The organism is Vibrio sp. Vb1574 (genome assembly GCF_033338675.1).
The window spans coordinates 13,476-33,275 of the sequence record NZ_JAWOTC010000033.1; the positions used below are offsets into that span (position 1 = coordinate 13,476).

21 protein-coding genes are annotated in these 19,800 nt (G+C 45.1%); 19 read left to right on the forward strand and 2 right to left on the reverse strand.

Annotation, left to right across the window (positions count from 1 at the left end):
* Nucleotides 1–121: 121 nt before the first annotated feature.
* Both aceB and aceA read left to right on the forward strand, forming a co-directional pair.
* Nucleotides 122–1,750: a malate synthase A gene (gene aceB / locus R7O12_RS17515; protein ID WP_170960414.1), complete on the forward strand. Its 1,629-nt coding sequence runs from the start codon at nucleotides 122–124 to the stop codon at nucleotides 1,748–1,750.
* Between the two features lie 120 nt (nucleotides 1,751–1,870).
* Nucleotides 1,871–3,184: an isocitrate lyase gene (aceA, locus tag R7O12_RS17520; RefSeq protein WP_005381733.1), complete on the forward strand. Its 1,314-nt coding sequence runs from the start codon at nucleotides 1,871–1,873 to the stop codon at nucleotides 3,182–3,184.
* A gap of 123 nt (nucleotides 3,185–3,307) precedes the next feature.
* Here the strand turns inward: aceA and R7O12_RS17525 are convergent, their stop codons facing one another.
* Entirely contained in the window at nucleotides 3,308–3,757 is a 450-nt protein-coding gene (locus R7O12_RS17525) for a CBS domain-containing protein (RefSeq protein WP_017820562.1), read from the reverse strand.
* A 312-nt stretch (nucleotides 3,758–4,069) separates the two neighbouring features.
* On the opposite strand from R7O12_RS17525, the gene R7O12_RS17530 reads away from it, so the two are divergent.
* From R7O12_RS17530 to R7O12_RS17565, 8 genes are all read left to right on the forward strand, one after another.
* A complete protein-coding gene (locus R7O12_RS17530) occupies nucleotides 4,070–5,236 on the forward strand; it encodes a trypsin-like serine protease (protein ID WP_042521159.1) in 1,167 nt (388 codons plus the stop codon).
* 267 nt (nucleotides 5,237–5,503) lie between these two features.
* Entirely contained in the window at nucleotides 5,504–6,556 is a 1,053-nt protein-coding gene (gene queA, locus R7O12_RS17535) for a tRNA preQ1(34) S-adenosylmethionine ribosyltransferase-isomerase QueA (RefSeq protein WP_318101973.1), read from the forward strand.
* 147 nt (nucleotides 6,557–6,703) lie between these two features.
* On the forward strand, nucleotides 6,704–7,840 hold the full coding sequence (gene tgt, locus R7O12_RS17540; RefSeq protein ID WP_005381727.1) for a tRNA guanosine(34) transglycosylase Tgt: 1,137 nt from the start codon (nucleotides 6,704–6,706) through the stop codon (nucleotides 7,838–7,840).
* 177 nt (nucleotides 7,841–8,017) lie between these two features.
* On the forward strand, nucleotides 8,018–8,347 hold the full coding sequence (gene yajC, locus R7O12_RS17545) for a preprotein translocase subunit YajC (protein ID WP_005381725.1): 330 nt from the start codon (nucleotides 8,018–8,020) through the stop codon (nucleotides 8,345–8,347).
* 21 nt (nucleotides 8,348–8,368) lie between these two features.
* A complete protein-coding gene (secD, locus tag R7O12_RS17550) occupies nucleotides 8,369–10,225 on the forward strand; it encodes a protein translocase subunit SecD (RefSeq protein WP_005381724.1) in 1,857 nt (618 codons plus the stop codon).
* 14 nt (nucleotides 10,226–10,239) lie between these two features.
* A complete protein-coding gene (secF, locus tag R7O12_RS17555) occupies nucleotides 10,240–11,187 on the forward strand; it encodes a protein translocase subunit SecF (RefSeq protein WP_005383689.1) in 948 nt (315 codons plus the stop codon).
* A 164-nt stretch (nucleotides 11,188–11,351) separates the two neighbouring features.
* The gene (locus R7O12_RS17560; protein WP_017633921.1) at nucleotides 11,352–11,768 is read left to right on the forward strand and encodes a hypothetical protein; all 417 of its coding nucleotides are present in this window, start codon (nucleotides 11,352–11,354) and stop codon (nucleotides 11,766–11,768) included.
* Between the two features lie 141 nt (nucleotides 11,769–11,909).
* On the forward strand, nucleotides 11,910–12,221 hold the full coding sequence (locus R7O12_RS17565) for a hypothetical protein (protein WP_017633920.1): 312 nt from the start codon (nucleotides 11,910–11,912) through the stop codon (nucleotides 12,219–12,221).
* A gap of 70 nt (nucleotides 12,222–12,291) precedes the next feature.
* Here the strand turns inward: R7O12_RS17565 and suhB are convergent, their stop codons facing one another.
* A complete protein-coding gene (gene suhB / locus R7O12_RS17570; RefSeq protein WP_005381722.1) occupies nucleotides 12,292–13,095 on the reverse strand; it encodes an inositol-1-monophosphatase in 804 nt (267 codons plus the stop codon).
* A 231-nt stretch (nucleotides 13,096–13,326) separates the two neighbouring features.
* Between suhB and trmJ the strand changes: the two genes are divergently transcribed.
* From trmJ to iscX, 9 genes are all read left to right on the forward strand, one after another.
* Nucleotides 13,327–14,046 carry a tRNA (cytosine(32)/uridine(32)-2'-O)-methyltransferase TrmJ gene (gene trmJ, locus R7O12_RS17575; protein WP_005383693.1) on the forward strand — a complete coding sequence of 240 codons (720 nt, stop codon included), beginning with the start codon at nucleotides 13,327–13,329 and terminating at the stop codon, nucleotides 14,044–14,046.
* Nucleotides 14,047–14,171: 125 nt separating this feature from the next.
* The gene (gene iscR / locus R7O12_RS17580; RefSeq protein WP_005381720.1) at nucleotides 14,172–14,678 is read left to right on the forward strand and encodes a Fe-S cluster assembly transcriptional regulator IscR; all 507 of its coding nucleotides are present in this window, start codon (nucleotides 14,172–14,174) and stop codon (nucleotides 14,676–14,678) included.
* Between the two features lie 28 nt (nucleotides 14,679–14,706).
* Nucleotides 14,707–15,921, forward strand: coding sequence for an IscS subfamily cysteine desulfurase (locus R7O12_RS17585; protein ID WP_005381719.1), 1,215 nt, complete (start codon nucleotides 14,707–14,709; stop codon nucleotides 15,919–15,921).
* A gap of 38 nt (nucleotides 15,922–15,959) precedes the next feature.
* Entirely contained in the window at nucleotides 15,960–16,343 is a 384-nt protein-coding gene (iscU, locus tag R7O12_RS17590) for a Fe-S cluster assembly scaffold IscU (protein ID WP_005381718.1), read from the forward strand.
* A 70-nt stretch (nucleotides 16,344–16,413) separates the two neighbouring features.
* Nucleotides 16,414–16,737 (forward strand): iron-sulfur cluster assembly protein IscA, encoded by a 324-nt coding sequence (gene iscA / locus R7O12_RS17595; RefSeq protein WP_005381717.1) that lies wholly within the window; start codon nucleotides 16,414–16,416, stop codon nucleotides 16,735–16,737.
* A gap of 55 nt (nucleotides 16,738–16,792) precedes the next feature.
* Nucleotides 16,793–17,308 carry a co-chaperone HscB gene (gene hscB / locus R7O12_RS17600; RefSeq protein ID WP_033905803.1) on the forward strand — a complete coding sequence of 172 codons (516 nt, stop codon included), beginning with the start codon at nucleotides 16,793–16,795 and terminating at the stop codon, nucleotides 17,306–17,308.
* 21 nt (nucleotides 17,309–17,329) lie between these two features.
* On the forward strand, nucleotides 17,330–19,183 hold the full coding sequence (gene hscA / locus R7O12_RS17605; RefSeq protein WP_017633916.1) for a Fe-S protein assembly chaperone HscA: 1,854 nt from the start codon (nucleotides 17,330–17,332) through the stop codon (nucleotides 19,181–19,183).
* A gap of 13 nt (nucleotides 19,184–19,196) precedes the next feature.
* Complete coding sequence (gene fdx / locus R7O12_RS17610; protein ID WP_005381713.1) at nucleotides 19,197–19,535, forward strand: ISC system 2Fe-2S type ferredoxin; 339 nt, start codon at nucleotides 19,197–19,199, stop codon at nucleotides 19,533–19,535.
* Between the two features lie 44 nt (nucleotides 19,536–19,579).
* Nucleotides 19,580–19,774 (forward strand): Fe-S cluster assembly protein IscX, encoded by a 195-nt coding sequence (iscX, locus tag R7O12_RS17615; RefSeq protein ID WP_005381711.1) that lies wholly within the window; start codon nucleotides 19,580–19,582, stop codon nucleotides 19,772–19,774.
* The last annotated feature ends 26 nt before the right edge of the window (nucleotides 19,775–19,800 follow it).

Here is a 19,800-nt window from a genome sequence, read left to right on the forward strand (position 1 = left end):
ATCGGCATGGCTAGACGAGTTGAACACAAAGTTAAAGGATGTAATTTGTTGTTCATAACTTACAAATGTAGCTTTACGCTGACTGCCCAAGATTGATAAAGCACGTTAAGGATGAATGATTATGCTTGCTCAGACAGAACAAAAAACACAACAACTAAAGCAAACCCAAGGCATGCTTGAGGTGAATGGAGTCGTTGCTCCAGAACATCAAGCAATTTTCCCTGTTGAAGCCCAAACCTTTTTATCTCTACTGTGTGAAAAATTTGCCGGACGTGTTGAACAGTTGCTGGAAGCAAGAGAAAAGAAGCAAGCACGTATTGATGCTGGTGAGCTACCAGATTTTCTACCAGAGACACAAGACATCCGTGAAGGAAGTTGGAAGATCCTAGGAATCCCACAAGATCTGCAAGATCGCCGTGTGGAGATTACCGGACCAACTGACCGCAAGATGGTGATTAACGCACTGAATGCGAATGTAAAAGTGTTCATGGCAGACTTTGAAGATTCAATGTCTCCTGCATGGAGTAAAGTGCTGGATGGTCAAATTAACTTGCGCGATGCTGTTAATGGCACCATCAGTTACACCAATCCTGGCAATGGCAAACATTATCAGCTGGAAGATGACCCAGCGGTGTTGATCTGCCGTGTTCGCGGCCTTCATTTAAAAGAAAAACACGTTACGTGGCACGGTCAGATCATTCCAGGTGCGCTATTCGATTTCGCTCTGTATTTCTATAACAACTACAAAGCGTTACTTCAAAAAGGCAGCGGCCCTTATTTCTACCTTCCAAAACTGCAATCGCATCACGAAGCGAAGTGGTGGAGCGAAGTGTTCCATTTCACGGAAGACTATTTCGGTTTGGATACAGGCACCATCAAAGCGACTGTGCTGATTGAAACCTTACCAGCGGTATTTGAAATGGACGAGATTCTGTTCTCGCTTAAAGAACACATCGTTGGTTTGAACTGTGGTCGCTGGGATTACATCTTTAGCTACATCAAAACATTGAAAAAACACTCAGACCGAGTACTGCCAGATCGCCAAGTGGTAACGATGGACAAGCCATTCTTAAACGCTTACTCGCGATTATTGGTACGTACTTGCCATAAACGAGGTGCTTTCGCGATGGGAGGAATGGCCGCATTTATCCCAGCTAAAGACCCGAAAGAGAATCAAAAAGTATTAGACAAGATCCAGACTGACAAATCGTTAGAAGCTAACAACGGCCACGACGGTACTTGGGTGGCTCATCCAGGTTTGGCTGACACTGCTATGGAAGTCTTTAGTGCTGTGCTGGGTGAACGCACCAACCAGTTGGATGTGAGCCGTGCAGAGGATGCGCCTATTACAGCAGCCGAACTGCTTGAGCCTTGTGAAGGCGAGCGCACTGAAGGCGGAATGCGCCACAATATTCGCGTTGCGCTGCAATACATCGAAGCTTGGATTTCTGGCAATGGTTGTGTGCCGATTTACGGACTGATGGAAGACGCTGCAACGGCAGAAATCTCCCGAGCTTCTATCTGGCAATGGATTCAACACGGCAAGTCGCTAGACAACGGATTAAAGGTCACTAAAGAGCTGTTCGAGCTCTATCTAAAAGAAGAGATTGAAGTCGTGAAGCAAGAAATTGGCGAGCAGCGCTACCATGCGGGTCGATTTGAAGAAGCAGCAGACTTAATGGCAAGGCTCACGACGAGCGATGAACTGACCAACTTTTTGACAGTTCCTGGTTATGACTACCTGGATTAATAAAGAATAACTGTAACACCAATAACGTGAAGGATTTTCAAGGCAGATAGGGAAGTACTGCCTGAGAACGGAAACTCAACGCACACGCATAAAGTGCAAATTATAAAGAGGGATAGACCAATGACTAACTTAACTCGCCGCCAACAAATTGAAGCTCTGGAAAAAGACTGGGCAACTAACCCACGCTGGAAAAATGTGAAGCGTACTTACACTGCCGAGGAAGTGGTGGAACTGCGTGGCTCTATGGTGCCTGCAAACACAATTGCACAACGTGGTGCAGACAAACTTTGGTCACTGGTCAACGGTAGTGCGAAAAAAGGTTACGTAAACTGTCTTGGTGCGCTAACGGGGGGTCAAGCGGTTCAACAAGCTAAGGCAGGTATTGAAGCGATCTATCTGTCAGGCTGGCAGGTAGCGGCGGATAACAACACCGCTTCGACGATGTATCCAGACCAATCTCTTTACCCAGTAGATTCTGTACCGTCAGTAGTAAAGCGTATCAACAACTCATTCCGTCGTGCAGACCAAATTCAGTGGGCTGCTGGTAAGACGCCTGAAGATGAAGGTGGTATTGATTACTTCCTACCTATCGTAGCGGATGCTGAAGCGGGCTTTGGTGGTGTGCTTAACGCTTACGAACTAATGAAATCGATGATCGAAGCCGGTGCCGCAGGCGTTCACTTTGAAGACCAGTTAGCATCGGTGAAAAAGTGTGGTCATATGGGGGGTAAGGTATTAGTTCCTACGCAAGAAGCGGTACAAAAGCTCGTTGCAGCTCGTTTGGCTGCTGACGTAGCGGGAACAACAACATTAGTTATTGCTCGTACTGATGCGAATGCGGCGGATCTCATTACTTCAGATTGCGACCCATATGATAAAGACTTCATCGAAGGTGAGCGTACTCAAGAAGGTTTCTACCGCGTTCGCGCGGGTATCGACCAAGCTATCTCTCGCGGCCTGGCTTACGCACCATATGCAGACTTGATTTGGTGTGAAACGGCTACGCCATGTTTGGAAGAAGCACGTAAGTTTGCAGAAGCAATTCACGCTGAATACCCAGATCAATTGTTGGCGTACAACTGCTCGCCTTCATTCAACTGGGAGAAAAACCTAGATGCAGAAACCATTGCTAAGTTCCAACAAGAGCTTGCAGACATGGGCTACAAGTATCAATTCATCACGCTAGCAGGCATTCACAACATGTGGTTCAACATGTTTGAACTGGCGCACGCTTACGCTCAAGGTGAAGGTATGCGTCATTATGTTGAGAAAGTTCAGCGTCCTGAATTCCAAGCAGCTGAAAAAGGCTATACGTTTGTTGCGCACCAACAAGAAGTAGGTACAGGTTACTTCGATAGAATGACCAATACTATCCAAGGTGGTAACTCTTCAGTGACAGCATTGACAGGTTCGACCGAAGAAGACCAATTCTAATTGGCAGAGAAACACTTCCTTAATCAGCGTCAGTAATGGCATTTTGAGCGGCAACCCTGCCGCTCTTTTTTCGTTTAACCGGTGTAAAAACGAAACTTACAACAAAGAGAATACGCTTGCGTACTACTCTTCCTGCTCGATTTCTTCAGGTTCCACTTCTTCTTGTAGTTCCAATAAGTTAATCGCAATCGTCACGAAGTCACTATCAGTAATAATGCCGACCAATCGACCTTTGGTGACAACAGGTAGACAGCCAACTTTATGCTTTTGCATATAGATAGCGCTCTCTTTGAGCCCCGCGATAGGCTCTGCCGTCATGATATTGGTGTGCATCATTTCGTAGAGCGGTGTGTCTAAAGTAAAAGATTGTTCAGCCTCATCTGGGTGCAAGCTCGATTCTTGAGCAGCAAGAATGTCGCGTTGAGTCACCAAGCCTTGTAAGTGGTTATTGGCATCAACAACCGGAATGTGTCGAATATCAAGCGCATCCATCATGCTTTTTGCATCACGCAAGGTGTGCGTGCGCAGTAAGGTATGAGGATTACGAGTCATCATGTCTTCAACCTTGATCATAGAGACCTCCAGCGGCATTGTCCTTCTCTTAAATATAGAGAATATTTTTCTGTATATCTGGGAGCTAACTCGTTTTTCATCAATTAAATAGCACAATGCTGATGGGCTGCGTAATCTGTGTTTTATTGGTGTTTTTATTAATTTGAATAAGTCGGTTTGTGTGCGAGTCAGTTGGCATTTTTAGTTGATATTGAATGTGTCCCCAAGGTAATCCAATGAATTGAATCGCACATTTTTATTCGCTGGATTTTCCAAGATTCTTCTCTCGAAGAAGATACGTCCAGGCTTACCAAATTGAAGACAGCAACCTAGATGAAACGAACAACGTGTAACAAACTTATTGCGCTGGCAGTGGCGGCATTCAGTGTGCCATCAACACAGGCGATTGTGTTAGGAGATGAACAAACCGATCCTGTTGACCGCGTTACTTTGCGAGCAAGTAATATGGCAGAGTTTCCGCTGTGTGGTGGAACGATGCTGACAGAGCAATGGGTACTGACTGCGGCGCACTGTGTGGTGATGGGACAAGGAACCAATGAAGCAACCTACTATGTGACCCCGCCGGGTGAGCTGTCGGTGAATGCGAATGTGTATGAACTTAATTCTGCAGGGCTTGATAACTTCTATCCGGTGTCTCACGTTGTGGTTCATCCGGATTACACCCGGATTTCAAAAGCTGAGACCGACAGTAATGGCAACGTGAAACCTATCCAAACCGGTTTAGATTCAGACATCGCGTTGCTGTATCTCACGCGCCCAGTGGCAAACGCGAGCTTTGCTGACCTAGCGAGTAAAGTTGACATGGAGAGTATCGAAGCACGTTTGGCGGCGGATTGGAACGATAATTACCTGACCAATCAACGTGTCGAAAATGTGCAAGTGTTTGGATGGGGGGCTACTCAGCCGGATGCTTCTGAACCTTCTAATACGCTCAAAACCACCATTAGCACATTTTTACCCATCGACAAATGTTATGAGCGTTTAGAAATTGGCAGCAGTTTTCCGGGGATCATTGATTCAAGAGACAACCAAACCAAAATTTGTACGCTACCAACACAAAACCATGTATTGGAGCCGGATAGCCATACCCAATATGGCAACTCAGCATGTAAAGGTGACAGTGGTGGCCCGTTGGTCGATGTGGCGACCGGCAAACAAATTGGTATTGTTAGTGGCGGCCCCCTTATTCTACCAACATGTGGCTCTTTGACGATCCCAAGTTTCTATACCAAAGTGAGCCACTATTACGACTGGGTGCAGTCTTACATCACTGCCGATGCGCCACCTAGTCGTTACATCATTGCGCCAAATTTTATCAAAAGCGCTAACAATGAAAGTGGTGATAATAAAGAGTGTCACGATGGCATTGCGACCAATAACTGTGATTTCAAAGGCTCAGATGATGAAGGTGGCAGTCTGGGGTTTTGGTTATTGGGTTTATTCGTGCCGTTATTCTTGTGGCGAAAGCGTGAGGTTTGATAGGGCGATTGGAATGCCAAACTAATAAGCAGCGGTATACGCTGCTTTGCTTTTTCATGTTCTCTCTTTGGGGCTCAAATTAAAAATAGTGCCAAGTAATCGAGGCTTTTCACGTTTTATTACACTCTTCACCATGGCTTTTACTGCTATATTCTGGTGATTTGCTTGCTATTGCAGCATGTAAACATATACTAGTCTGCTGCGAAAAACTCGTCGCAATTTTATCGTCGCCTAGACGTGATTTGACCAATAGATAAGACAAGTAACATGCAAGTATCAGATTTCCATTTCGACCTTCCAGATGAACTCATCGCTCGCTACCCTCAACCAGAGCGTACCGCTAGCCGACTGCTGCAAATGGACGGCAATACCGGAGAGCTCATTGATGGCACATTTACTGATGTATTGGGCCAAGTTCAACCCGGTGACTTAGTGGTGTTTAATAATACTCGTGTTATTCCTGCTCGTCTTTTTGGCCGCAAGGAATCGGGCGGTAAATTAGAAGTGCTAGTGGAGCGCATGTTGGATGAGAAAAGCATCCTCGCGCACGTTCGCTGCTCTAAGTCACCAAAACCAGGTACAACCATTATTGTTGGCGAGAATGATGAATATTCAGCAGAAATGGTGGCACGCCATGATGCTTTATTTGAACTGAAATTTAGTTCAAATAAGACGGTACTAGAAATTCTGGAAGAAATCGGCCATATGCCGCTTCCTCCTTACATCGACCGTCCAGACGAAGATGCAGATAAAGAGCGTTACCAAACGGTATATAATCAAAAGCCAGGTGCGGTTGCGGCACCGACAGCGGGCCTTCACTTTGATGATGTTCTCTTGGAGAAAATCAAAGCGAAAGGTGCAGAGTTTGCTTACGTTACTTTGCACGTTGGGGCGGGTACATTCCAGCCGGTAAAAGTGGAAAATATCAACGATCACCACATGCATGCCGAGTACGTAGAAGTACCACAAGAAGTCGTCGAAGAAATTAAAGCGACGAAAGCGCGTGGCGGACGAATTATTGCTGTTGGTACCACATCTGTGCGTTCACTTGAAAGTGCAGCGCAAGACGCATTGCAAAAAGGGACTGAGCTGGCCCCATTCTTTGGCGATACTGAAATCTTTATTTTCCCTGGTTACGAATATCAGCTAGTGGATTGCTTGATCACAAACTTCCACTTGCCTGAATCAACACTGATCATGTTGGTGAGTGCATTTGCTGGATACGAGAACACCATGAATGCTTACAAACATGCGGTGGAAAACAAATACCGTTTCTTCTCGTATGGCGATTCAATGTTCATCAAGAAGAAAACGGCGTAGTTAAAAATAGATTTACGAGTGCTAGCAGTAAGCTAGGAAATAAAGCATCCATTGCTTTGTCTCTCGCAAGGAAAAGCGACCGCTCCTTAAAGTAGGGTAGAGCCCTAAACACTCAGTCAGACTGTTTCTCTGACACCCGGAGGCATCGTGAAATTAAAATTCGATCTTAAGAAGAAAAACGGCAATGCACGTCGTGGTCAACTGACTTTCGAACGCGGCACTGTTCAAACTCCTGCGTTCATGCCAGTAGGTACTTACGGTACCGTTAAAGGTATGACACCAGAAGAAGTAAAAGGTACTGGTGCAGAAATTCTGCTAGGTAATACGTTCCACCTGTGGCTACGTCCTGGTCAAGAAGTGATGAAAATGCACGGTGACCTGCACGATTTTATGAACTGGCACGGTCCTATTCTTACTGATTCAGGCGGCTTTCAAGTATTCAGCCTTGGTAAGATGCGTACGATCACTGAAGAAGGTGTTCACTTTCGTAACCCAGTAAACGGTGACAAGATTTTCATGGACGCAGAAAAGTCGATGGAAATTCAAAAAGACCTGGGCTCTGACATCGTTATGATTTTTGACGAGTGTACGCCTTACCCAGCGACACACGATGAAGCGAAGAAATCGATGGAAATGTCATTACGCTGGGCACAGCGTTCACGTGACCACTTCGAGAAGCTAGAAAACCCGAACAACCTATTTGGTATTGTCCAAGGTGGTGTTTACGAAGATTTACGTGATGTGTCGGTAAAAGGTCTAACGGAAATCGGTTTTGACGGTTACGCGGTTGGTGGTTTGGCAGTAGGTGAGCCTAAAGAAGACATGCACCGTATTCTTGAGCATACTTGTCCTCAACTTCCTGAAGACAAACCTCGCTACTTGATGGGCGTAGGTAAGCCAGAAGACTTGGTTGAAGGTGTTCGTCGTGGTATCGACATGTTTGACTGTGTAATGCCAACGCGTAACGCACGTAATGGTCACTTATTTGTGACTGGTGGTGTGATCAAGATCCGTAATGCGAAACATAAAACGGATACAACACCATTGGATCCGCATTGTGACTGTTACACTTGTCAAAACTACAGCAAGTCGTACCTTCACCATTTAGAGCGTTGTAATGAAATCTTAGGCGCTCGCTTGAATACAATCCATAACCTGCGTTACTACCAACGTCTGATGGAAAGCATTCGTAAAGCAATTGATGAAGATCGCTTCGATGAATTTGTTACTGAGTTCTATGAGCGTCGTGGCCGTGAAGTGCCACCACTAGCAAAAGAGCAGTAATTGAAAAACTAAAAGAATTAAAGCCTTTGGCATGTCGCCAGAGGCTTTTGCTAATAAAGTAGGCTAACGCACGTTATTTTTGAGAGAGCGATCTCTATTAGTTACTCTCAGACTTGAATCTAAAATGCGAAAGCCCAATTTGTTTGATTATCAATAAAATATAATGAGGATGTTTTAATGTTTATTTCTCAGGCTCACGCAGCAGCAGAAGGCGCGCCAGCAGGCGGTGGTTTTGAAATGCTAATCATGCTTGGCATGTTCGCAGTGATCTTTTACTTCATGATTTACCGCCCACAAGCGAAACGCGTAAAAGAACACAAAAACCTAATGGCTTCTATGGGCAAAGGCGACGAAGTTTTAACTAGCGGTGGCCTAGTGGGTAAAATCACTAAGATTGCTGAAGACAATGACTACATTTCAATTGAGCTTAACGCGAACAATGAAGTAGTAATCAAGAAAGACTTCATCACTGCAGTGCTACCAAAAGGTACGCTTAAGTCTCTATAAAACAGCTAAAGGATCCTCGCTGTGCTAAACCGTTATCCATTATGGAAGTACTTGATGGTGCTTTTTGCCATCATCACCGCTGCGTTATACGCACTTCCAAATATCTACGGTGAAGATCCGGCTATTCAAGTTACAGGGGCGCGTGGCGCCTCTGTAGATATGTCAACGCTGGATGCTGTCACTACTGCTCTTAACAAAGAGCAACTTTCTCATAAATCCATTGCTCTCGAAGATGGATCAATTCTTGTTCGTTTTAACGACACTGACACACAAATCAGTGCTCGTGATGTCATCAGCGAAGCGCTAGGCAAAGACACAATTGTTGCACTTAACCTTGCACCTTCTACACCCGATTGGCTAGAAGCGATTGGCGCGTCACCATTGAAGCTAGGTCTTGACCTTCGCGGTGGTGTTCACTTCTTAATGGAAGTGGATATGGATGCAGCGATGGAAAAGCTTGTTGGTCAACAAGAAGAAGCTTTCCGTAGCGAACTTCGTGACGCCAAGATTCGTTACCGTGCAATCCGCCCTTCTGGAAAAGAAGCGGTAGAAGTGTTGTTGCGTAACGAAGAGCAATTAGCAGAAGCGAAAGCAACGCTAGAAAAGAATCACCCGGACATGATTTTTGTCGATTCTGATTCAAATGGCCGTTACGCTCTTACTGCCACCTTTACTGAGCAACGTTTACAAGAGATCCGTAACTATGCTGTTGAGCAAAACATTACGATTTTACGTAATCGTGTCAACGAACTAGGTGTTGCGGAACCATTGGTTCAACGTCAAGGTGCTAGTCGCATTGTGGTTGAACTGCCTGGTGTTCAAGACACTGCTCGTGCAAAAGAAATTCTCGGAGCTACGGCAACGCTTGAATTCCGTGAAGTTGATGATAAAGCTGACCTATCGGCAGCGGCAAATGGTCGTGCGCCAGCAGGTAGTGAAATCAAGATGGACCGTGATGGTCGCCCAGTTGTGCTTAAGAAGCGCGTTATTCTTGGCGGTCAAAGCATCACAGATGCAAGCTCAAGTGTTGATGAATATGGTCGTCCACAAGTTAACATCTCGCTAGACAGCGAAGGTGGTAATAAGATGTCTGCGTTCTCTAAGAAGAACATTGGTAAGCTAATGGCTACCGTGTTTGCAGAATACAAAGACAGTGGCCGTCGTACGCCTGAAGGCAAAGTTATTCTGGATAAGCATGAAGAAGTCATCAACCAAGCAACGATTCAATCGGCTCTTGGTCGTAACTTCCGTATCACAGGTATCGACTCTGCTGCAGAAGCACACAACCTAGCACTTCTACTACGTGCTGGTGCACTGATTGCACCTATCTCTATCGTTGAAGAACGTACCATTGGTCCATCAATGGGCCAGCAAAACATCGATATGGGTATCCAAGCATGTATCTGGGGTATGGTTGCCGTAATGCTATTTACGCTGCTTTACTACCGCGGCTTTGGTTTGATTGCAAACATCGCTCTAATGGCAAACTTGGTGCTTATCATTGGTGTTATGTCGATGATTCCAGGCGCTACCATGACGCTTCCAGGGATAGCCGGTATCGTGTTAACAGTCGGTATGGCGGTTGATGCGAACGTACTGATCTTCGAGCGTATCCGTGAAGAAATTCGTGATGGACGCAGTCCACAACAAGCAATTCACCAAGGTTACGCGAATGCATTCAGCACGATTGCTGATGCGAACATCACAACACTAATTACTGCAATCATTCTATTTGCGGTCGGTACAGGTGCGGTGAAAGGTTTCGCAGTTACTCTATCTATCGGTATCTTAACTTCAATGTTCACCGCCATTATTGGTACACGTTGTATCGTGAACCTGATCTACGGTGGCAAACGCGTTGATAAATTGTCGATCTAAGGCTGGGAATTAATATGTTTCAAATTCTAAAAGCAGAGAAGACGATCGGCTTTATGCGTTGGTCGAAAGTAGCATTCGTTTTTTCAATTATAATGATTGCTGCTTCTATCTTCACTTTGTCAACCAAGTGGCTTAATTGGGGTCTAGATTTCACTGGCGGTACGCTTATCGAGGTCGGTTTTGAACAGCCAGCAAACCTTGAAGAGATTCGTGCAGCACTAGATTCAAAAGGCTTTGGCGATGCGACAGTACAAAACTTCGGTAGTGCTCGTGAAGTCATGGTCCGTCTTCGTCCACGTGATGACGTTTCTGGTGAAACGCTAGGTAACCAAATCATTGGTGCTATCAAAGATGGTACTGGCGAAAGCGTAGAAATGCGTCGTATTGAGTTCGTAGGTCCCAATGTTGGTGATGAGCTAACAGAAGCTGGTGGTCTAGCGATCTTGGTATCGCTGATCTGTATTCTGCTTTATGTATCGATGCGATTTGAATGGCGTCTAGCGGCTGGTGCGGTAATGGCATTGGCTCACGATATAATAATCACGCTAGGTGTCTTCTCGTTTCTACAAATTGAAGTTGACCTGACCATCGTAGCTGCGCTACTGACGGTTGTGGGCTACTCACTCAACGATACCATCGTTGTATTTGACCGGATTCGTGAAAACTTCCGTAAGATGCGTAAGGGTGAACCTTCAGACATTATGGACGCCTCAATCACTCAGACGTTGAGCCGTACATTGATTACATCTGGTACGACTTTGTTCGTGGTAATTGCACTGTTCATGCAGGGTGGTGCTATGATTCACGGCTTTGCAACCGCACTTTTACTCGGTATCACTGTAGGTACTTACTCTTCTATCTACGTAGCATCAGCACTGGCTCTGAAACTGGGTATCCAGAAAGAGCACTTGATGCCACCTCAAGTAGAAAAAGAAGGTGCAGAGTTCGACGAGATGCCATAAGGCAGATTGAGAACCGAAAACAAAAACCGCTGAGCAATCAGCGGTTTTTTTATGCCTGATAGATTTGAAAGTTTCATTTTTTTTTGAGGTACTTCCAGCTTGAATTGTAGTTTTTTGATTGAGTTGAATATCGGAAGTATGTTCAACAATTTCGGGAGGAAATAATGTCAAGGCAAGCTGAAATAAAAGTACAGTTACTGAAGTTTGTAGAGATTTCTTACAAGCACAATAAAGGTGTTACCACCAAGCTAGTTACTGGAGGGAAAAGGTTCAAGTTAGCAGTTGATGAGTCAGGTAAAGTAACTTTATCTGGTGAGCTTGGATTTACTAAGTTTGAAGTTTCAAAAGAAATGGTTGAAGAGCTGGGCATAAAATTAAAAGCCGTTTCTGTTACTTTTAAAACTACTCGTGATGGTGTTTTGACATACAGTGGGAGTGTTTCTCTTTTTGGTGTTGTTTCCTTTGGAGTTACTGGGCAGGTAAATGTCCGTGAGCTTTTAGAGCAGTGCGAGTGGGGGCTTTGTAAGTACAGATTTAAGCCGAGTAAAATTGATCAAGCGCTCCGTGAAGCTGGGGTTTAGTTGGTTATGCTAAATAGAATTCTACCTATTCCGGTTTTACTAAGTGTTTCAACGCCCTGCATCGCAAGTCCACTCCACGATACTTACCTTGATATACGTAATAATTTATACAAGATGCAGTATATAGAGGTGGTAGAAGCTATGGCAGGACCAAATCTATCGATTGAAGAGCTGAACAGTATTAAGTCTCACCCAATAAAATTTGGTCATCAATTTCCATTTTTATCATCTATCCCATCAAGTTTGGTTACAGAGCTGTCTTACTTTGAAGAGTACAGTGAGGATGGAGGAGTTGGATGTCTTTCTGTAAACGGCTTTGGTGATGTATACCAGCCAGTCACGGTTTCGCTGCAGTTTTTAATGAAGGAACAAATATGGAAGGTTAAGCACGTAAAAATAGACCACTTATCTGACTACGACCGTTTCTACAAACAGGCTGATTGTTCGAAATAAAAAAGCCCCGCTCAATGAGCGGGGCTTTCTAAAGTCATCAGCGTGACGGGCTATATATGACTTTCAAATCTTACTTAAGGATCGCGCTGTTACCGTTTTCGCGGATGTGCTTAAGGATAGATTTTACGCCACGAGCGCTTGAAGCAACGATGTTACCAGACTTCATGTAGTCAGTGCCGCCAGCAAAGTCTGTTAGGATTGCGCCAGCTTCACGAGCAATAAGCTCACCTGCTGCCATATCCCAAGGTTTTAGGCCTAGCTCGAAGTAACCATCAACACGGCCAGCAGCCACGTAACAAAGGTCAAGAGCAGCAGAGCCGCTACGACGGAAATCAGCACATTCAGTGAATAGCGCACCAACGATCTTGATGTAAGACTCAGCGTGTTGTTTCTGCTTGAATGGGAAGCCTGTTGCTAGAACAGTACCTTGAAGGTCTTTTAGTTGAGCAACACGAATACGTGCACTGTTTAGTTGAGCGCCGGCACCGCGTTGTGCAGTGAATAGCTCGTTTTGCATTGGATCGTAAACACAAGCAACTTCAGTTTTGCCCTTAATACGAACAGCGATAGAAACCGCGAAAGTTGGGTAACCTTTTACAAAGTTAGTGGTGCCATCCAGTGGGTCGATGATCCATTGTACGTCTTTATCTTTACCTTCGATAAGACCTTGTTCTTCAGCAACGATACAGTGCTCAGGGTAAGACTGCTTGATAGTATCGATGATGATGTATTCTGCTTCTTTGTCTACGTTAGTGACAAAGTCATTAGTGCCTTTAAGAGTAGATTCTACTTTATCAGTGTTTTCTAATGATTTAGCAATATGATTGCCTGCCTTTCGCGCAGCGCGAATAGCAATGTTTAGCATTGGATGCATACGAATTTCCCAACGGATGTTAAAGAACAAATGAAAGCGGCGGCGAGTATACCAGAGATAATCAAAAAGGGAAGTGGTTATTTTTTACTCTAATTGCGGCCGACTGAGTGTACAGATCATACTGCGGACGAGAACAATAACCAAGAATGAGAAGAGAGGTCTGCTTGCCTCTAGGGTGTCTTAAAAAACTATGATAACATTCTGCGGTTTTAATTTAGGTAGCAAACACAGATGTTGGATCAAGTAAAAATTGTACTCGTAGGTACCTCTCATTCAGGCAATATTGGCTCAGCAGCTCGAGCAATGAAAGTGATGGGTTTAAACCAACTAGTATTAGTCGATCCACAATGTGAAGTGGATGAACAAACTCTTGCTTTAGCTGCGGGTGCTGGTGATATTGCTCAAAATGCAAAGATTGTCGGCACATTAGAAGAAGCGGTTGAAGATTGTGGCCTTGTTGTGGGTTCTAGCGCCCGCTCTCGTACATTAGAATGGCCAATGCTCGAGCCACGTGAATGCGGTGAGAAATTTGCAGTTGAAGGCCGAAAGCATCCGGTTGCGCTCGTGTTTGGCCGAGAAAGAACTGGTTTGACAAACGAAGAGTTACAAAAGTGCCACTACCATGTTTGTATTCCCGCTAATCCTGAGTACAGCTCGCTTAACCTAGCGATGGCTGTACAAACTCTCAGTTACGAAGTGCGAGTTGCACACTTGAACTTAGAGCAAAGCCAGTTTTCCCCAAATGAATCGGAAGAATACCCGCGTCATCGAGAACTCGAAATGTTCTTCGAGCATCTTGAAAAGGTGATGGTTGAGACCCAGTTTATTAACAAAGAGCAACCTGGACAGGTGATGAATAAGTTGCGCCGTTTGTTCTCTCGTGCTCGACCAGAAACCCAAGAACTTAATATTCTACGAGGCGTTTTGACTTCGATAGAAAAGAAGTTCTGAGTGAATAATAACCACTTTAGGTGTGAGGATGAATACCTGAGTAAAATGGTCAAATAAATACTTGACCAAATTACTCAGGTATGGAAAAATCTTAACCATTACAAACCATGTGGATACGGTGTGGTATGAAACTTACATCTAAAGGAAGATATGCGGTGACAGCCATGCTGGATGTGGCACTGCATTCGCAACAAAACCCTGTACCTCTGGCTGATATTTCAGAGCGTCAAGGGATCTCGCTCTCTTACTTAGAGCAGCTATTTTCAAAATTGCGTAAAGCAGGTCTCGTTGCCAGCGTTCGTGGTCCTGGTGGTGGTTACCGACTTGGTGCCGACGCTCACAGTATCGCTATTGGTACCGTGATTGCTGCCGTTGATGAGTCAGTAGATGCAACCAAATGCCAAGGTAAAGGAGATTGCCAAGGTGGAACACGTTGCCTTACTCACACGCTGTGGCGTGACCTAAGCTCTCGCATTAGTGACTTTTTGAATAACATCACTCTTGGTGAGTTGATGACAGACAATGAAGTACTCGAAATTTCTGATCGTCAGGACATTGATCTGGCGGTAACCCATGGGCTATCAAACAAAAATACAACCGCCGCGCCCATCGGTGTAAACGTCCGCTCTTAGCGGTCAGCTTTTTACATTGGAGTAGAGAATGAAACTGCCGATTTATCTTGATTATTCCGCTACATGTCCAGTTGATCCACGTGTTGCTGAAAAAATGGTTCAGTACATGACAATGGATGGCACATTTGGCAACCCAGCGTCACGTTCGCACCGTTACGGCTGGCAGGCAGAAGAAGCGGTCGATACTGCTCGTGAGCAAATTGCTGACCTTCTAAATGCAGATCCTCGCGAAATCGTATTTACATCTGGTGCGACAGAATCAGACAACCTTGCGATTAAAGGTGCAGCGCACTTTTACTCGAAGAAAGGCAAGCACGTAATCACTTGTAAAACAGAGCACAAAGCCGTTCTTGACCCATGTCGTCAACTTGAGCGTGAAGGCTTTGAAGTGACTTACCTTGAGCCAGAATCAAATGGCTTGATCGATCTAGAGAAGCTTAGAGCAGCCATGCGTGATGACACCGTGCTTGTGTCTATTATGCATGTAAACAACGAGATTGGTGTGGTTCAAGACATTACAGCGATCGGCGAACTGTGCCGTGAGCGTAAAATTGTTTTCCACGTGGACGCTGCGCAATCTGCAGGTAAATTACCAATCGACGTTCAAGAGATGAAAGTTGATCTAATTTCACTTTCTGCTCACAAAGTTTACGGTCCTAAAGGTATCGGTGCACTTTACGTACGTCGTAAGCCTCGTATTCGTCTTGAAGCGCAAATGCACGGTGGCGGTCATGAGCGTGGTTTCCGCTCTGGTACACTACCTACTCACCAAATCGTAGGCATGGGTGAAGCATTCCGCATTGCAAAAGAAGACATGCAAAAAGATTACGATCATGCTTTAGCGCTTCGTAACCGTCTTTTTGATGGCGTGAAAGACTTAGAAGCAGTGACGGTAAACGGTGACTTTGAGCAGCGTGTACCACACAATCTAAACATCAGTTTCGCATTCGTAGAAGGTGAATCACTACTAATGTCGCTTAAAGATCTAGCGGTATCTTCTGGTAGTGCTTGTACGTCTGCAAGCCTTGAGCCTTCTTACGTTCTTCGTGCCCTAGGCATGGATGACGAATTGGCTCACAGCTCGGTTCGTTTCTCGTTTGGTCGTTTCACGACTGAAGAAGAAATTGATTACGCAATTGAACAAATCCGCGTTGCAGTGACTAAGCTACGCGACATGTCTCCTCTATGGGATATGTACAAAGAAGGGATTGATTTGAGCACTGTTGAATGGGCTCACCATTAATCTCAGGGATTGAAATAGAGGATTCGAGGTAATTTATCATGGCATACAGCGAAAAAGTAATTGATCACTACGAGAACCCACGTAACGTTGGTTCATTCGATAAAGAAGATCCATCAGTAGGTAGCGGCATGGTTGGCGCTCCTGCGTGTGGTGACGTAATGAAGCTTCAAATCAAAGTGACACCTGAAGGTATCATCGAAGATGCGAAGTTCAAAACATACGGTTGTGGTAGTGCAATCGCATCAAGCTCACTAGTAACTGAGTGGGTAAAAGGTAAGTCAGTTGATGAAGCGGCAGCAATTAAAAACTCTGAGATTGCTGAAGAGCTAGAGCTTCCACCAGTGAAAGTTCACTGTTCTATTCTTGCTGAAGATGCAATCAAAGCAGCGGTTGCTGACTACAAGAAAAAACACCAAGAATAATTATTCCGTAATATAATGGGAGCTTTGACGCTCCCATTCCAATCGAAATTTAGACAGACTAAGGTGCAGTATGGCCATCACAATGACAGAATCAGCGGCAAGTCGCGTAAGAGCATTCCTAGATAACCGAGGCAAAGGTATCGGTTTACGTCTTGGAGTGAAGACGACTGGCTGTTCCGGCATGGCATACGTACTTGAGTTTGTTGATGAGCTCAATGAAGAAGACGAAGTATTTGAACTCTCTGGAGTGAAAATTATCATCGATCAAAAGAGCTTAGTGTACCTAGATGGTACTGAATTGGATTACGTGAAAGAAGGGTTGAATGAAGGTTTTGAATTCAACAACCCTAACGCGAAAAGTGAATGTGGTTGTGGTGAAAGCTTCAACGTCTAATTGATTGTCCTTCTGGGCAAACGAGTCCGGAAGGCTTTACTAGGACCCGAACTTAATGAATCACTTTGAATTATTTGGGCTACCAAGTCAGTTTAAGCTGGATGGTAGCCTTCTTTCTTCTCAGTTCCGAGAACTACAAAAACGCTTCCACCCGGATAACTTTGCAACGGGCTCAGAACGTGACCGTTTGATGGCGGTGCAAAAGGCGGCGCAAATCAACGATGCCTATCAAGTTCTGAAAAATCCTATTTCTCGCGCCGAGTATATCCTCGCAGAGCAAGGTGTTGAGATCCGAGGTGAACAGCAAACAATGCAAGATCCGATGTTCTTAATGGAGCAAATGGAACTGCGCGAAGAACTGGAAGAGATTGCTGACAAGTCCGATCCTGAATCGGCGCTTTTTGACTTCGACTCTAAGGTCAGCAAAATGTACAAACAGCATCTGGCAAGCGTCGAGCAAGAGCTTGATGATGGTCTATGGGCTGAAGCCGCAGACCGAGTTCGTAAGCTAAAATTCATTGCCAAACTAAAGAACGAAATTGAGCTAGTCGAAGACAAACTCCTCGGCTAGTAAGCGTGACAAGGACCTATCATGGCACTACTTCAAATCGCAGAACCGGGCCAAAGCTCGGCACCTCATGAGCATAAGTTAGCAGCGGGTATCGACTTAGGTACTACCAACTCTTTGGTTGCTTCTGTACGTAGCGGCGATGCAACTCCACTTGCGGACGAGCAGGGCCGTACTATTTTACCTTCAGTCGTTAATTACGCTGAGGAAACGTTAACGGTCGGCCACGAAGCCAAAGCCAAAGCAGAGTTTGAACCAGAGAACACGATTATCTCTGTAAAACGTTTGATCGGTCGTTCATTAAAGGACATTCAGTCCCGTTACTCTTCACTTCCTTATCGTTTTAAAGAGAGTGAAAACGGCCTGCCAATTCTGCAAACACCTCAAGGTGACAAAAACCCGATTGAAGTATCTGCGGACATCCTAAAAGTATTGGGTAAGCGAGCTGAAGATACGTTAGGTGGTGAGTTAGCTGGTGTAGTTATTACCGTTCCTGCTTACTTTGATGACGCGCAACGTGCAGGTACAAAAGATGCGGCGAAATTAGCTGGTCTTCATGTTCTCCGTCTACTTAACGAACCAACCGCTGCGGCAATTGCTTATGGCCTAGACTCTGGTCAAGAAGGTGTGATTGCGGTTTACGATCTAGGTGGCGGTACTTTTGATATCTCTATCCTACGTTTATCGAAAGGCGTATTTGAAGTATTAGCAACAGGTGGCGATTCTGCATTAGGCGGTGACGACTTCGACCATCTATTTGCCGATTATTTAATGGAGCAAGCGGGTCTAGAAGCGCCGCTTTCTGCAGAAAAGAACCGTATACTGTTGAACATTGCTACTGAAGCTAAGATTGCTTTCTCTGAGCAAGACAGTGTTGACGTTGACGTTTTTGGCTGGAAAGGCACCGTGACTCGCGAGCAGTTCGAAGATCTGATTCGTCCGCTAGTGAAGAAAACACTGATGTCTTGTCGTCGCGCATTAAAAGATGCGGATGTCGACGCAGATAAAGTACTCGAGGTCGTCATGGTTGGCGGCTCAACCCGTACATTGTTGGTTCGTGAAATGGTAGGCGAGTTTTTTGGTCGCACACCTCTGACAAGCATTAACCCAGATGAAGTTGTTGCAATCGGTGCGGGTATTCAAGCTGATATCCTAGCGGGTAACAAACCTGACTCTGAAATGTTGCTTCTTGATGTGATTCCACTGTCGCTCGGTATTGAAACCATGGGTGGTTTGGTCGAGAAGATCATCCCCCGCAACACTACGATTCCCGTTGCGCGTGCGCAAGAATTTACCACATTCAAAGATGGCCAAACGGCGATGAGTGTTCATGTGGTACAAGGTGAACGTGAAATGGTTGATGACTGTCGTTCACTTGCTCGCTTCTCGTTAAAAGGTATTCCTCCGATGGCAGCGGGTGCGGCACATATTCGCGTGACTTACCAAGTTGACGCTGATGGCCTTCTTTCTGTTACGGCAATGGAGAAGAGCACTGGTGTTCAATCAGAGATTCAAGTAAAACCTTCTTACGGCTTAAGTGACAATGAAGTGGCGGATATGTTGCGTGATTCAATGACGCACGCAAAAGAAGACATGCAAGCTCGTGCCTTAGCTGAGCAGCGTGTTGAAGCCGACCGAGTGATAGAAGGTTTGATTGCAGCGATGCAAGCTGATGGTGATGACTTACTATCAGAACAAGAGAAACAAAACTTGATTAAAGCCATCGAAGCCTTGATTGAGCTGCGTAATGGTGATGATGCAGATGCGATAGAGCAGGGCATTAAAGATACCGATAAAGCGAGCCAAGATTTCGCATCACGCCGTATGGATAAATCGATTCGAGCTGCGTTGTCAGGTCAATCAGTAGACGATATATAAGAGATAAGTAGTTATGCCTAAGATTATTGTATTACCACACGACGATTTGTGCCCAGAAGGTGCAGTGTTGGAAGCAAACTCTGGTGACACCGTTCTAGACGTAGCGCTAAAAAACGGTATCGGTATTGAACATGCGTGTGAGAAGTCATGTGCGTGTACTACCTGCCACGTAATCATCCGTGAAGGTTTTGATTCACTTGAAGAAAGTGAAGAACTAGAAGACGACATGCTAGATAAAGCGTGGGGTCTAGAGCCTGAGTCACGCCTAGGGTGTCAGGCGAGAATTGCTGATGAAGACTTGGTGGTAGAAATTCCTAAATACACACTAAACCACGCTTCAGAAGATCACTAAAACTATCTTCCTAATATAGGGAAGAAGCAAAAGGAAGATGAGCAATGAAATGGACAGATTCTCGCGATATCGCGATTGAACTTTGTGACAAGTTTCCAGATGTCGATCCAAAAACAGTGCGTTTTACCGATCTTCATCAATGGATCATGGAGTTAGATGAGTTTGACGATGAGCCAAACCGTTCTAATGAAAAGATTCTAGAAGCCGTTATCATGTGCTGGATGGACGAAGCGGACTAAGTCTGTAAAACACAGCCTAGTTAACA